Here is a 13286-nt window from a genome sequence, read left to right as displayed (position 1 = left end):
TGCTAAAAATTAGCACGTTTTTTATTTATCTGAATAATGTCCCATTGCAGAGATTACAACAACGGTTACAATCTCTTCTTCAACACTATAAATTAGTCTGTCTTTTTTATTTATTTCTCTTGACCAAAATCCTGAAAAATTATGTTTAAGAGCTTCCGGTTTTCCAATTCCTTCAAATGGCGTATCTGCAAGTTTCTTCTAAAATTTTAGAAATCTTCTTTATACTGGATTGATTACCTGACTTTAAATGTTTTGCAATTTCTATTTTAGCTTCTGGAATTATTTCAACCCTAAACTTCCCCATACATCATTAGGATCAACCGTTATACTTTTAGATTTACCGCTTTTATAATCAGCATATCGTTCCTTAACCATTGCTACAAATTCAGGATTATATGGACTTTCTTCTTCCTCTATTTTCACCCCTTTATTTGTAACAGCTAACAACTTTGCAAGTTCAAGCAATGTCTTGCCTGCTTTTGTTCGTTCGTTTATAGTTATAGTTGTCATAATCTATTTTTTTTATTATTACAAAGATACAAAAATCAAACCATTTGAATTGTATCGAGAATTTGTGAGTTTTTTAAACACAAAGGGCGCAAAGATTTACGCAAAGTTCGCAAAGATGACAAACATAGCCAATGGTTTCAGCCATTGGGGCGCATATCGGGATAATTCGTTGCGTTCCAATGGTTGAAACCATTGGCTATATTTTCCAAAGATTCGCAAAGTTATTTTAGACAAAACTTTGTGTTCTTAACTGTTAGATACCATTTCGTAAATCTTACAAATCATTCTCAAAATTATACAACATGAAGTAAACCTTACTTCAGAAATTTGCATTGTAATACTTTAAAAGATAAAACAATGACTCATCAATATATAATTTCAGGAATGTCGTGTGATGGCTGTCGCAAGAAAGTTGAAAAAACTTTAAACGCCGTAGAAGGAATTCAGGCTGAAGTAACTTTAAATCCTCCATTGGCGACTATTACAATGGAAAAACATGTTCCGACTGAGAAATTTCAAGAAGTTTTAACCGAAGCCGGAAAGTATACCATTGAGATGAATTCTCAAGAAAATGCCCCAGAAACTACCGTGAAATCTTGTTGTTCCGGTCACAAAAAAGAAGAGCATAAAGTACATCATCATAAAAAAGAAACAACTCACAATCACAATACAACGGGAGTTTTTTATTGTCCGATGCATTGCGAAGGAGATAAAACGTATGATAAACCGGGAGATTGCCCCGTTTGCGGAATGGATTTAGTACCGCAAGTAGCGATAAATGCGACACAATTTACCTGCCCAATGCATCCTGAAATTGTTTCGGACGAACCTGGCGATTGCCCGATTTGCGGAATGGATTTGGTCCCGATGCAGGTTTCTGAAAATGAAGAAAACAAAACCTATACTGATTTATTAAAGAAAATGAAGATTGCGATTTTATTTACGCTTCCCATCTTTATTATTTCAATGTCAGAAATGATTCCTGATAATCCTCTTTATAAACTAATGTCTATAGAAAACTGGAATTGGGTTCAGTTTCTATTTTCAATTCCGGTTTTATTTTATGCCGGATGGATGTTTTTTGTTCGTGCTTATAAATCAATTGTTACATGGAATCTAAACATGTTTACGCTAATTGGAATTGGAACAAGTGTTGCATTTTTATTTAGTATCGCCGGAATGTTCTTTCCAGATATTTTCCCAACTGAATTCAAATCGCATCACGGAACTATTCACTTATATTTTGAAGCTGCAACGGTAATTATCACTTTAGTTTTATTGGGGCAACTGCTAGAAGCTAAAGCACATGGGCAAACCAACGGTGCTATAAAAGAATTGTTGAAATTAGCACCAACCGAAGCCACTTTGGTCGAAAACGGAAATGATAAAGTAATCTCCATCCATAATATTAAAAAAGGAGACTTATTACGCGTAAAACCCGGAGAAAAAATTCCCGTTGACGGAAAAATTACTAGCGGCGAAAGCAATATAGATGAAGCCATGATTACCGGCGAACCGATTCCGGTTGATAAAAAAGTGGGAGATTCTGTAATTGCAGGAACTATAAACGGCACCAAATCGTTTGTAATGATTGCCGAAAAAGTAGGATCAGAAACTTTGCTTTCGCAGATTATTCAAATGGTAAATGATGCGAGTCGATCCAGAGCGCCAATACAGAAACTGGCAGATCGAGTGGCTAAATATTTTGTTCCAACAGTTGTCGCTATTTCTGTTTTGACTTTTGTTATATGGGCAAAATTCGGTCCTGAACCTTCCTATATATATGGATTAATAAATGCCATTGCCGTTTTAATAATTGCCTGTCCTTGTGCTTTAGGTTTAGCAACTCCAATGTCGGTTATGGTTGGTGTAGGCAAAGGAGCGCAATTCGGTATCCTGATAAAAAATGCTGAAGCGCTTGAAAACATGAGTAAAATTGATGTTCTAATTACTGATAAAACCGGAACCATTACCGAAGGAAAACCATCTGTAGAAAAAATCTACTCTATTAATAATAATGAAAATGAATTATTGCAAAACATTGCTTCGCTAAATCAAAACAGCGAGCATCCTTTGGCGCAGGCCGTCGTAAATTTTGCAAAAGCGAAAAATCTAACTTTACTTGAAGTTCCGGATTTTGAAACCGTTGCCGGAAAAGGAGTTATTGGAACTGTAAATAACTCTAAAGTCGCTTTAGGAAACAAAAAACTAATGATTCAGGTTAATGCTTCTATTGCTGAAGATATTGAAAACAGAATTATTGCAGAGCAAAACTTAGGCAAAACAGTTTCTTATATATCTGTAAATAAAGCTGTTATTGGTTATGTAGCGATTACAGATGCCATTAAAGAAAACAGTGCAAAAGCTATCAAAGATTTGATAGATCAGGGTGTTGAAGTTATTATGATGACAGGCGACAATAATAATACTGCCAAAGCTGTCGCTGAAAATTTACACTTAAGTTCGTTTAAAGCAGATTGCTTGCCAGAAGACAAACTAAAAGAAATTCAGCGTTTGCAAGCCGAAGGTAAAATTGTAGCCATGGCCGGCGACGGAATCAACGATGCTCCGGCTTTAGCACAAGCAAATATTGGAATCGCAATGGGAACAGGAACTGATGTTGCTATTGAAAGTGCTAAAATAACACTCGTAAAAGGAGACTTAAACGGAATCGTAAAAGCTAAAAAACTAAGTCATTCCGTGATGAAAAACATCAAACAGAATCTATTTTTTGCTTTTATATATAATGTATTAGGTGTACCAATTGCAGCAGGAATTTTATATCCTGTATTCGGGATTTTGCTTTCTCCAATGTTGGCTGCTTTGGCCATGAGTTTGAGTTCAGTTTCTGTTATTGTAAATGCTTTGCGATTGCGAAATCTAAATCTTTAAAAAAATCAATATGAGACTATATACCTTTTTGATTGTCTTTCTGATTGCTTTTAATGCAAAAGCACAAAAAGTAGTTCGTTACGATTTGCACGTTCGGGATACAATTGTAAATTTCTCCGGAAAAGAAAAGCGCGCCCTTACCGTAAACGGACAAATTCCGATGCCAACATTGACTTTTACCGAAGGTGATATTGCCGAGATTTATGTTCATAACGATTTAAAAAACGAAGATACGGCGTTGCATTGGCACGGATTATTTCTTCCAAATAAAGAAGATGGTGTTCCATATTTAACACAAATGCCAATAAAACCGGGAACAACCCACAAATATACTTTCCCGATTATCCAGAACGGAACCTATTGGTATCACAGTCATTCTGGTTTGCAGGAACAAATTGGTTTGTACGGACTTTTTATCATCAACAAAAAGAAAGACGATGCTACTTTTAGAAAAGGAATTGACGATTTACCAACGATTCCGGTTATTTTAAGTGAATGGACAGATTTGAAACCAGAGAATGTTCAACGAATGCTACACAATGCAAACGACTGGTTTGCTATAAAAAAAGGAACAACGCAAAGTTATTCTGAAGCGATCCAAAAAGGACAATTTTCTACAAAAATTACTAACGAATGGAAACGCATGAACGCGATGGATGTAAGTGATGTTTATTATGAGAAGTTTTTAATTAACGGAAAAAATGAAGATCAGCTATCACAATTTAAAGCAGGCGAAAAAGTAAGATTGCGAATTGCAAACGGTGGCGCCTCAAGTTATTTCTGGCTTACTTATGGAGGCGGAAAAATAACGGTTGTAGCCAGCGACGGAAACGATGTTGAACCTGTAGAAGTTGACCGATTGATTATTGCGGTTTCTGAAACGTATGATGTTGTGGTTACAATTCCTGAAGACAATAAATCTTTTGCTTTTTTGGCTACAGCCGAAGACAGAACCGGATCTGCTTCTTTATTTTTAGGCGAAGGCACTAAACAACCTGTTGCTCATCTTCCGAAATTAAAATATTTTGAAGGAATGAAGATGATGAATGATATGATGAAGATGAATGGCGAAATGAATGATATGGGTATGAACATGTCACTTAATAAAATGGACATGAATGCCGTAATGTATCCTGAAATTTCCGGTGAAGAGGAATCAGTAAAAAAAGAAGATCATTCTATGCACAATATGGAGGGCATGGAAATGGCAAACGATTCTACTGAAACTTCTGAAATTGTAACATTAAATTACGGAATGCTGAAATCTCCAACCAAAACAACGCTTCCAAAAGATGCGCCTGTAAAAGAATTGCGTTTTGAATTGTCAGGAAATATGAATCGTTATGTTTGGAGTTTAGATAATAAAGTGATTTCTGAAACGGATAAAATATTAATCAAAAAAGGCGAAAACGTTCGGATTGTATTGTACAACGGATCAATGATGCGTCACCCAATGCATTTACACGGTCATGATTTTAGAATTCTGAACGAACATGGTGAATATTCTCCCCTAAAAAATGTGATTGATATTATGCCGATGGAAACGGACACGATAGAATTTCAGGCAAATGCTGATGGCGACTGGTTTTTTCACTGTCATATTTTATATCACATGATGGCGGGAATGGGACGTATTTTCAGTTATGAAAATTCAGCGCCAAATCCGTTGATTCATCATCCTGAAATGGCGTACAAAATGTTAAAAATGGACGATAGAATGTTTCATTTTATGGCAGAAAATGATTTTGCTTCAAACGGAAACGACGGTGAAGCCATGTACAGCAACACCCGCTGGAGCATTGGAACAGAATGGCGATTGGGTTACAGCGACAAACACGGTTACGAAACCGAAACCCATATTGGTCGTTATATAGGTAAAATGCAATGGTTTATGCCTTTTATAGGTTTTGACTGGCGCTATCGAAAAATGGGAATGGACGAACAGGAACAAAATCTTTTCGGGCAAAGTAATACAAAAGACAATCGCTCTGTTTTTAGTGCCGGTATGGAATATACTTTACCAATGCTTGTAAAAGCGCAAATAGAGGTTTATACCGATGGGAATGTGAGACTACAATTTGAAAGAAAAGACATTCCGCTTTCCAGACGTTTGAGAATGAACTTAATGTGGAATACAGATAAAGAATATATGGCAGGTTTGAAATATATCGTCGCCAGAAATTTTGGAATTACGACGCATTATGATAGTGATATGGGAATTGGTTTTGGAGTTAATTTGAATTATTAATTTTTTTATATTAGCTCAAAAATTAATATGAATCAAAATAAACCTTCTAATCTTTATATTTTATTAGATTTTATTCGTGATAATCCTGAACTATATATTGGAAACAAATCATTAACTACTTTATATAATAATATTAATGGATACAATTTATGTTGTTTTATAAATAATGCTAAAGAAAATCTTATTCCGGACTGGACAGAATTTCATGATTTTGTAGCTCTCCAGTTAAATTATTATGAATCAACTTCTGGGTATAAAAATATGATTCTTGAAAAAAATGGTTTTAACGAAGAAGAATCTTTAAAAGCATTTTATTATTTATTAGATTTATTTAAAAATAGTATTACCCCAAATGAAAAACTATGACATTAGAAGACTTCAAAAAGAATTTCAACAATCAAATTACTGACGAATTAACTTTATTCTTTGAAATAAACGATGAACTCGGATTCGAAAATTACTCCCAGGGTTTTGGATTATATGAAGATGATAAATCCGGAATTTCGACCTGGTCTGAAGATCCTGCTTTTTTAGATAAACTAATGCCTTTTGCACAGGCAAACGGATCTGGCTCGATGTATGTTTTATGGAATAACGACTCAGGCAAATCTTTAAACGAACTGCCAGTAGTTGTTTTTGGTGATGAAGGCGGTTATCATATCGTAGCAAAAAACATCTTCGAATTTATGCAATTGCTAACTTTTGATAATGAGATTTCTGTAGATCACGAGGAAGCTTATTTTTATAAAGATGAAGACGATTATGAAGAAAGCGAAAATTTGCCTGAATATAAAGTATGGCTAAAAGAAAATTTCAATCTCGATCCAATAGAAGAAACAGAAGCAATTTTGTCAGAAGCACAAGAAACATATAAAGCTGAATTTGACGAATGGGTTTCTCAATTCTACTCAGAAAATTAAATTATAATACATCATACAAACAATTAAAAAGAATAAAAATGAAAAAAGTATTTACCCTTTTAGCAATAGCTTTATTTACAATTAGCGCGCAGGCACAAGAAACAAAACCGGCTCCTAAAAAAGAAACAGCAAAAAAAGAATCTTGCTGCAAAAAAACAGCAAAAGATAAAAAAGCGTGTTGCGCAAAAAAATAATCGAAATTCTATTTCAACAAAAAAGACCTCAAATTGAGGTCTTTTTTTTATGGTTCCTTTTTGCCACAGATTAAAGGATTAAAAAGATTTCTATTTTGAAATCAATAAAAAAATCATTTCAATCTGTGAAATCTGTGGCAAAAGACTATTTTACTCTAATACTCCATTCAAAATCCATTTCAGAAACCTGAACTCCTTTTTCATCAGTTCCTATAGATTTCATCCAGAAAGTTTGCCCCTCACCTGTTTCAATAGTTTTTTTTATGGCATCGGCAATTAAATGTCCGTCGTTACAAACAAAAGTGATTCTTCCAGTTGCTTTTTTAGTAAAGTTACCTTTATTATTAGCGACTAACATTGAGATTTTTTTTCCGCTTTGCTGAATTTGTGAAATCACCAAAGCTCCGGTCGTTAACTCTGCCGCCATTGCCTGAACTGCAAAATACATCGAATTAAAAGGATTTTGATTTATCCAACGGTGTTTTACACTTACTATACAAGTTTTATCATCGATAGCTTTAACGCGTACACCGCAAATATACGCCGACGGTAATTTGAAAAATACAAATTTGTTGAGTTTAGAAACTGAAATTGCCATGTGATTTATTTTTTTATGTAAAAATACAAAAAAACTATGCACGCACAATAAATGGTTAAAACTTTCCAATAACCTCAGTAAAATCAAGTATTAACACTGATTGTCAACACCTTTTTGTGTTAAATAAAATATCAAATTTGTTAATATTTTGTTAATATTTGGTACTATGCAAAACAAGATACTGTCTTTTAGCCATATATTTGTATAAGAAATTACTATATGCTTTTAATCATGGAAACAACAACACCACTCATCATGGAAACAACATCAGAAAAGAACACTGCAACGTTCACACATTTAAGTACATTAAGTCAGTATATCATTCCTTTTGGAAACTATATTTTTCCAATACTAATCTGGACGAGTTACAAAGACAAATCAGAATTTGTAAATCACCACGGAAAACAGGCTTTAAATTTTCAGTTAAGTTTATTGCTTTATACTTTGATCTTAGCCTTAATTGCTATTCCGATTTTCATCATTGTATTTCTTCAAAACCTTCCTATGGAAGCTGTTTTTAACGATGAAGATTTCGTTATCAGAAATTTCAATTTTCAGGGTAATATTGGCTTACTAACAATTGGTGCAACAGCTGTAGTACTTTTTGGATTGCTAAAAGTTGTTGAATTCTTTTTAGTGATTTATGCTTCAATAAAAACTTCAAACGGAGAATATTACAAATATCCGCTAACGATTCCTTTTATAAAGTAATCATTATTATGAAGCACTTCGACTTAGCACAGTGTGACATAAAAAAAAATTAAAAGTTATAGTCGAAACCATACAAACAATCAATAGAAATAGTTTCGAAATCAATCATCAATCAAAATCATCAATCAAAAAACGAATTGTTCAATCTAAAAAAAACAAAATGAAATTATGAACATTGAAAACACAAAAGCACAGATGCGCAAAGGTGTTCTTGAATTTTGCATCTTATCTGTTTTAAAAGAAAAAGACGCATACACATCAGAAATATTAGACACTTTAAAAAACGCAAAATTATTAGTGGTTGAAGGAACGGTTTATCCTCTTTTAACCAGACTGAAAAACGACGGTTTACTCAATTATCGCTGGGAAGAATCGACTTCCGGACCACCACGAAAATATTATGGATTAACCGAAATAGGACAAACTTTTTTAAACGAACTTAACGGTACCTGGACAGAATTGTCTGATGCCGTAAAACTAATCACCAATCAAAATCAATAAGTCATGAACAAAACAGTAAATATTAACTTAGGAGGCATGTTTTTTCACATCGATGAAGATGCATACTTAAAATTAACGCGCTATTTTGACGCCATAAAACGATCATTAAACAACTCATCTGGTCAGGATGAAATTATTAAAGATATCGAAATGCGTGTTTCTGAATTATTAACAGAAAAACAAAAAAGCGACAAACATGTTGTGGGATTGAAAGATGTTGAGGAAGTAATTGTAGTAATGGGACAACCTGAAGATTACATTATTGAAGATGACGAAAAACCAAATCAGTCTTTTAATGACTATGCAAACAGAAAAACCAAAAAATTATACCGTGATAAAGAAAAAGGTATGATTGGTGGTGTTGCAACAGGTTTAGGACATTATTTTGGAATTGATGCCGTTTGGATCAAAATCATATTCTTAATATTTGTTTTTGCAGGTTTCGGAACCGGGATCTTAGCTTATTTTGTTCTTTGGATTGTAACGCCGGAAGCAGTTACAACTTCTGAAAAATTAGAAATGACTGGCGAACCGGTAACCATTTCAAATATTGAGAAAAAGGTTCGTGAAGAAATCGAATCGTTATCTGATAAATTTAAAAGTGCAGATTATGATAAAATGGGAAACCAGGTAAAGTCGGGAGCTGAGAGAATAAGTAGTTCATTTGGAGACTTTATCATGACAATTTTTAAAATTTTCGCTAAATTTTTAGGAGTAGTTTTAATCATGTCAGGAATTAGCGTTTTAATCATGTTACTGATTGGGGTTTTTACTTTAGGAACAAATGTTTTTGTTGATTTTCCTTGGCAAAACTTTGTTGACGCAGGAAACTTTACAGATTATCCTATCTGGTCATTTGGTTTATTGATGTTCTTTGCAGTTGGAATTCCGTTTTTCTTCCTTACGTTATTAGGTTTCAAATTGTTATCTCCAGATTTAAAATCAATTGGAAATATCACAAAATATACCTTGTTAGCAATCTGGATTATCGCAGTAGCAATTGCAATAAGCATTGGAATTAAACAAGCTACAGAAATTTCTTATGATAATAAAACTATTGAGAAAAAAGAGATCGGTATTAGTCCAAACGATACACTTTATGTAAAGTTTAGATATAATGATTACTATGCTAAAGACTTAGATCACCACAGAGATTTTCAATTTGTACAGGATTCTGCCAACAATCAATTGATTTATTCTACAGATGTTCGTTTGCATGTTTTACGTACTGATGAATCTAATGCATACCTGCAAATAGAAAAAAGTGCAAGAGGAAATTCATTTACAAATGCTAAAAAAAGAGCAGAAAAAATAAATTATAAGATTGAAATTAACGGAAATCATTTAATTTTGGATAATTATTTTCTTACGGATGTAAAAAACAAATTCAGAGGACAAGAAGTTGACATTTATCTATACTTACCAGAAGGACAGCTATTTAAACCAGATTCTTCTGTACAAGATTACGATGATTCTGAAGATGATTTTTTCAACTTACACTTTAGTGGAAATTATAACTACAAAGTAGAAGGTTCTAAAATCAAATGTTTTGACTGCCCACCAGATGAAGATGATTATGACGATGTTACCATTGAAGAGAATCAAAACGACAATGATACAATAAATGAAGTTTCGGTTAAAATTAACGGTAAAGAAGTTTTAAACGGAAAAAAAACTAAAGGAAAACTAACCACTGATAAAAACGGAGTAATAATCAAAATTAACTAAGCCATGATCAAAATAATCATTCATATTACGAAATTCATTATTGCCACAATCACCGCATTATTATTTGCCTCTTGTAATTTTAACATGAATACTGTTGAAGGCAGCGGAAATGTGACTACCGAAAAAAGAATTGTTGAAGGAGATTTTAAAAACATATCTGTAAGCAATGCCATTGATGTTGTAATCGAACAATCTGACGCAACCGAAATTACGGTTGAAGCTGATGATAATTTGCAGAAAGAAATTATAACTAAAGTAGAAAACGGAACTTTAATAATTAAATGCAAATACAGTTCTTTCCGCAACATTACAATGAAAAAAGTTACGGTAAAAGTGCCCTCTCTTGAAAAAATAGAAGCTTCGAGCGCTTCAACTGTACAAAGCAAAAATGTTTTTCAGGGAGAAAATATAGATCTTGAATCATCTAGTGCCGCAACTATGGATCTTAACATTGAATCTGATAATATTTCGGCTACATCAAGCAGCGGAAGTTCTATTAACGTTCAGGGAAAAGCTTTAAAAGTTCAAACAACAGCGTCAAGCGGTGCAAGTGTTGATGCCGGAAAATTATTGGCAAACGAAGTAAATGCGGATGTTTCAAGCGGAGGAAGTATAAATGTACATCCAATTGTAAGCCTTAAAGCAGAAGCGAGCAGCGGAGGCCATATTAATTATGACATAGCTCCTAAAACAATCGAGAAAAAATCAAGTTCAGGAGGAAGCATCAGTCAGGGATAAATATTTATCTGTTAAATATAAAAGAAATCATTCATCAAAAGTGGATGATTTTTTTATATTTGTCCAAATCAAATCTAGAATTAATGAAAAAAAGTACAGCCTTACTCCTATTATTATTAGTTACGACATTAACTTTTGCACAAAAAAGAGAAAAACTAAAAGGATCTAAAATCGTAACCACTTCTATTAAAGAAGTAGGAGAATTTGATGGAATCGAAGCCGATGACAATTTGGAAGTTTATCTGGAACGTGGAGAGAAAAACGAAATCAAAATCGAAGCCGATGACAATTTACACGAAATCATCGGAATGGATTTAAGAGATAAAATGCTTCGTTTATACACAACAAAAGAAAGCACCATTTTTAAGAAATTAATTGTTCGCGTTACGTACACAAAATCTCTTAATAAAGTAATTGCAAAAAATGAATCAGTCATTTATGCCATACAAGAACTTCAATTAGATGATATTACATTTAACAGTTATGATTATTCTAAATTATTTCTGAATGCAAATTCTAAAAAATTTACCTTAATTGCTGATGATAAATCAAAAACAGAATTAAATTTAAAATCAGATGATGGTACGTTACAATTAAGTAAAAATGCTTCAATTAAAGCATTGGTAGCTGCAATAAAATTTAAATGTGATTTGTATCAAAAAGCAAATGCTGCAATTGAAGGAATTACCGAAAAAGGAACTATTCGTTTAGATAACAATTCTACTTTTACAGGAACTAAATTCACCTTAAAAGAAGCAAATGTTACTACAGAAGGATATTCAACAGGAACTATTCTTGCAGAAACTACTATTTCGATAGCCGCCGGAGACAAATCAGAACTTACACTATTTGGAAATCCAAAAATTGAACTTACCCGTTTTTCTGAAGAAGCAAAATTGATCAAAAAACTTAAATAGTTTCAAGTTTCAGGTTCTCTTTGTTTCAAGTTATTGGAACGTTATAAAATAAAAAATCCCATTCGCCGCGGCGAATGGGATTTTTTATTTTTTTATTGGCTTTCTAATTAACGGTTCCAAGAACTTGAAACCTGAAACAAAGAAAACCTGAAACAATTTTCACTTATTCCTTAGACGCCAAATATCTTTCAGCATCAAGTGCAGCCATACAACCAGTACCCGCAGCTGTAATTGCCTGACGGTATACGTGATCTGCAGCATCACCGGCTACAAAAACACCATCAACATTTGTTTTAGATGTTCCCGGTACATTTATAATATAACCTGTTTCATCAAGAGTAATATAATCTTTAAAAATATCTGTATTTGGTTTATGACCAATTGCAACGAAAAATCCTGTTGCAGGAATTTCAATTACGTCGCCTGTCGTTTTGTTTAATGCTTTAATGGCATGAACAACGTTGTTGTCACCTAAAACTTCTACAGTATCGTGATTCATTAAAATCTCGATATTTTCAGTTTTGCGAACACGTTCTTCCATAATTTTCGAAGCTCTGAATTTTTCGCTTCTTACCAACATGGTTACTTTTTTACAAAGTTTAGACAAGTAATGTGCTTCTTCACAAGCAGAATCTCCTGCTCCAACAATAACAACTTCCTGATTACGGTAGAAAAATCCATCGCAAACAGCACAGGCAGAAACTCCTCCACCCATGTTTAGGTAATGTTGTTCTGAAGGCAATCCTAAATATTTAGCCGAAGCTCCTGTAGAAATAATAACGGTTTCACAGTGCAATTCGATTGCATCGTTAATCCAAACTTTATGAATATCTCCTGAAAAATCAACTTTTGTAGCCCAGCCATCACGAATATCAGCACCAAAACGTTTTGCTTGCTCTTGTAACTGAACCATCATTTCAGGACCTGTAACACCATCAACATAACCCGGAAAATTCTCTACCTCATTTGTCGTAGTCAATTGACCACCAGGCTGCATTCCTTGATATAATATTGGATTCATATTTGCTCTGGCAGCATAAATTGCAGCAGTATAACCCGCCGGACCAGAACCAATAATTAGGCATTTAATTTTTTCGATTGTATCTGACATAATATGTATAGTTTTTAGTGATGCAAAGGTAAACTTTATTATAAAAAATTCCCCTCAAAATAAATCCTAAATAACTATCTTAAAATAAGTTTTATTTATTTTGAAATTTTTCTTTTGTAAACAGAATTTATTACTATATTTGCATCCGCTTACGGGGTGTAGCGTAGCCCGGTTATCGCGCCTGCTTTGGGAGCAGGAGGCCGCAGGTTCGAATCCTG

At 33.6% G+C, this 13286-nt stretch carries 14 protein-coding genes; 10 read left to right on the top strand and 4 right to left on the bottom strand.

Features of this window, described 5'->3' with window-relative positions; translation table 11 throughout:
* Nucleotides 1–21 precede the first annotated feature (21 nt).
* Nucleotides 22–168 carry a type II toxin-antitoxin system YoeB family toxin gene (locus RT99_RS25765; RefSeq protein WP_242607257.1) on the bottom strand — a complete coding sequence of 49 codons (147 nt, stop codon included), beginning with the start codon at nucleotides 166–168 and terminating at the stop codon, nucleotides 22–24.
* A gap of 111 nt (nucleotides 169–279) precedes the next feature.
* Complete coding sequence (locus tag RT99_RS23785; protein WP_042567255.1) at nucleotides 280–510, bottom strand: DUF2683 family protein; 231 nt, start codon at nucleotides 508–510, stop codon at nucleotides 280–282.
* A gap of 357 nt (nucleotides 511–867) precedes the next feature.
* Here RT99_RS23785 and RT99_RS23780 point away from each other — a divergent pair, with 357 nt between their 5' ends.
* The 5 genes from RT99_RS23780 to RT99_RS25510 are packed head-to-tail and all read left to right on the top strand — an operon-like array spanning nucleotide 868 to nucleotide 6764.
* The gene (locus tag RT99_RS23780) at nucleotides 868–3402 is read left to right on the top strand and encodes a heavy metal translocating P-type ATPase (protein WP_042567254.1); all 2535 of its coding nucleotides are present in this window, start codon (nucleotides 868–870) and stop codon (nucleotides 3400–3402) included.
* A 10-nt stretch (nucleotides 3403–3412) separates the two neighbouring features.
* Nucleotides 3413–5650, top strand: coding sequence for a multicopper oxidase family protein (locus RT99_RS23775; RefSeq protein ID WP_042567253.1), 2238 nt, complete (start codon nucleotides 3413–3415; stop codon nucleotides 5648–5650).
* Between the two features lie 27 nt (nucleotides 5651–5677).
* Entirely contained in the window at nucleotides 5678–6016 is a 339-nt protein-coding gene (locus tag RT99_RS23770) for a hypothetical protein (RefSeq protein WP_042567252.1), read from the top strand.
* Complete coding sequence (locus RT99_RS23765) at nucleotides 6013–6570, top strand: hypothetical protein (protein WP_052483789.1); 558 nt, start codon at nucleotides 6013–6015, stop codon at nucleotides 6568–6570. Before RT99_RS23770 ends, RT99_RS23765 begins: the two co-directional genes overlap by 4 nt.
* Nucleotides 6571–6608: 38 nt before the next feature.
* Nucleotides 6609–6764, top strand: a complete 156-nt coding sequence (locus RT99_RS25510) for a hypothetical protein (protein ID WP_159438484.1) — start codon at nucleotides 6609–6611, stop codon at nucleotides 6762–6764.
* Nucleotides 6765–6909: 145 nt separating this feature from the next.
* On the opposite strand, the gene RT99_RS23755 is transcribed toward RT99_RS25510, so the two are convergent.
* Nucleotides 6910–7362, bottom strand: a complete 453-nt coding sequence (locus RT99_RS23755) for a DUF4442 domain-containing protein (RefSeq protein ID WP_042567250.1) — start codon at nucleotides 7360–7362, stop codon at nucleotides 6910–6912.
* A gap of 231 nt (nucleotides 7363–7593) precedes the next feature.
* On the opposite strand from RT99_RS23755, the gene RT99_RS23750 reads away from it, so the two are divergent.
* From RT99_RS23750 to RT99_RS23730, 5 genes are all read left to right on the top strand, one after another.
* Nucleotides 7594–8073, top strand: coding sequence for a DUF4870 domain-containing protein (locus RT99_RS23750; RefSeq protein ID WP_242607249.1), 480 nt, complete (start codon nucleotides 7594–7596; stop codon nucleotides 8071–8073).
* 168 nt (nucleotides 8074–8241) lie between these two features.
* Nucleotides 8242–8574: a PadR family transcriptional regulator gene (locus RT99_RS23745; protein WP_007804050.1), complete on the top strand. Its 333-nt coding sequence runs from the start codon at nucleotides 8242–8244 to the stop codon at nucleotides 8572–8574.
* 3 nt (nucleotides 8575–8577) lie between these two features.
* A complete protein-coding gene (locus tag RT99_RS23740; protein WP_042567249.1) occupies nucleotides 8578–10302 on the top strand; it encodes a PspC domain-containing protein in 1725 nt (574 codons plus the stop codon).
* A gap of 3 nt (nucleotides 10303–10305) precedes the next feature.
* The gene (locus tag RT99_RS23735; protein ID WP_042567248.1) at nucleotides 10306–11040 is read left to right on the top strand and encodes a head GIN domain-containing protein; all 735 of its coding nucleotides are present in this window, start codon (nucleotides 10306–10308) and stop codon (nucleotides 11038–11040) included.
* An 83-nt stretch (nucleotides 11041–11123) separates the two neighbouring features.
* Complete coding sequence (locus RT99_RS23730; protein WP_042567247.1) at nucleotides 11124–11957, top strand: GIN domain-containing protein; 834 nt, start codon at nucleotides 11124–11126, stop codon at nucleotides 11955–11957.
* A gap of 163 nt (nucleotides 11958–12120) precedes the next feature.
* Here RT99_RS23730 and trxB read toward each other — a convergent pair whose 3' ends face one another.
* Nucleotides 12121–13068 carry a thioredoxin-disulfide reductase gene (gene trxB, locus RT99_RS23725; protein ID WP_042567246.1) on the bottom strand — a complete coding sequence of 316 codons (948 nt, stop codon included), beginning with the start codon at nucleotides 13066–13068 and terminating at the stop codon, nucleotides 12121–12123.
* Between the last annotated feature and the right edge of the window lie 218 nt (nucleotides 13069–13286).

The sequence above is a fragment of the Flavobacterium sp. MEB061 genome, assembly GCF_000834715.1.
Classification (GTDB): Bacteria; Bacteroidota; Bacteroidia; order Flavobacteriales; family Flavobacteriaceae; genus Flavobacterium; species Flavobacterium pectinovorum.
The sequence above is the reverse complement of the archived record's forward strand: the minus strand, read 5'-3'. Positions and strand labels throughout refer to the sequence as shown.

Coding starts and splice junctions, on each gene's coding strand:
- RT99_RS23785 (WP_042567255.1), bottom strand. CDS start 510: ATGACAACTATAACTATAAACGAACGAACAAAAGCAGGCAAGACATTG.
- RT99_RS23780 (WP_042567254.1), top strand. CDS start 868: ATGACTCATCAATATATAATTTCAGGAATGTCGTGTGATGGCTGTCGC.
- RT99_RS23775 (WP_042567253.1), top strand. CDS start 3,413: ATGAGACTATATACCTTTTTGATTGTCTTTCTGATTGCTTTTAATGCA.
- RT99_RS23770 (WP_042567252.1), top strand. CDS start 5,678: ATGAATCAAAATAAACCTTCTAATCTTTATATTTTATTAGATTTTATT.
- RT99_RS23765 (WP_052483789.1), top strand. CDS start 6,013: ATGACATTAGAAGACTTCAAAAAGAATTTCAACAATCAAATTACTGAC.
- RT99_RS25510 (WP_159438484.1), top strand. CDS start 6,609: ATGAAAAAAGTATTTACCCTTTTAGCAATAGCTTTATTTACAATTAGC.
- RT99_RS23755 (WP_042567250.1), bottom strand. CDS start 7,362: ATGGCAATTTCAGTTTCTAAACTCAACAAATTTGTATTTTTCAAATTA.
- RT99_RS23750 (WP_242607249.1), top strand. CDS start 7,594: ATGGAAACAACAACACCACTCATCATGGAAACAACATCAGAAAAGAAC.
- RT99_RS23745 (WP_007804050.1), top strand. CDS start 8,242: ATGAACATTGAAAACACAAAAGCACAGATGCGCAAAGGTGTTCTTGAA.
- RT99_RS23740 (WP_042567249.1), top strand. CDS start 8,578: ATGAACAAAACAGTAAATATTAACTTAGGAGGCATGTTTTTTCACATC.
- RT99_RS23735 (WP_042567248.1), top strand. CDS start 10,306: ATGATCAAAATAATCATTCATATTACGAAATTCATTATTGCCACAATC.
- RT99_RS23730 (WP_042567247.1), top strand. CDS start 11,124: ATGAAAAAAAGTACAGCCTTACTCCTATTATTATTAGTTACGACATTA.
- trxB (WP_042567246.1), bottom strand. CDS start 13,068: ATGTCAGATACAATCGAAAAAATTAAATGCCTAATTATTGGTTCTGGT.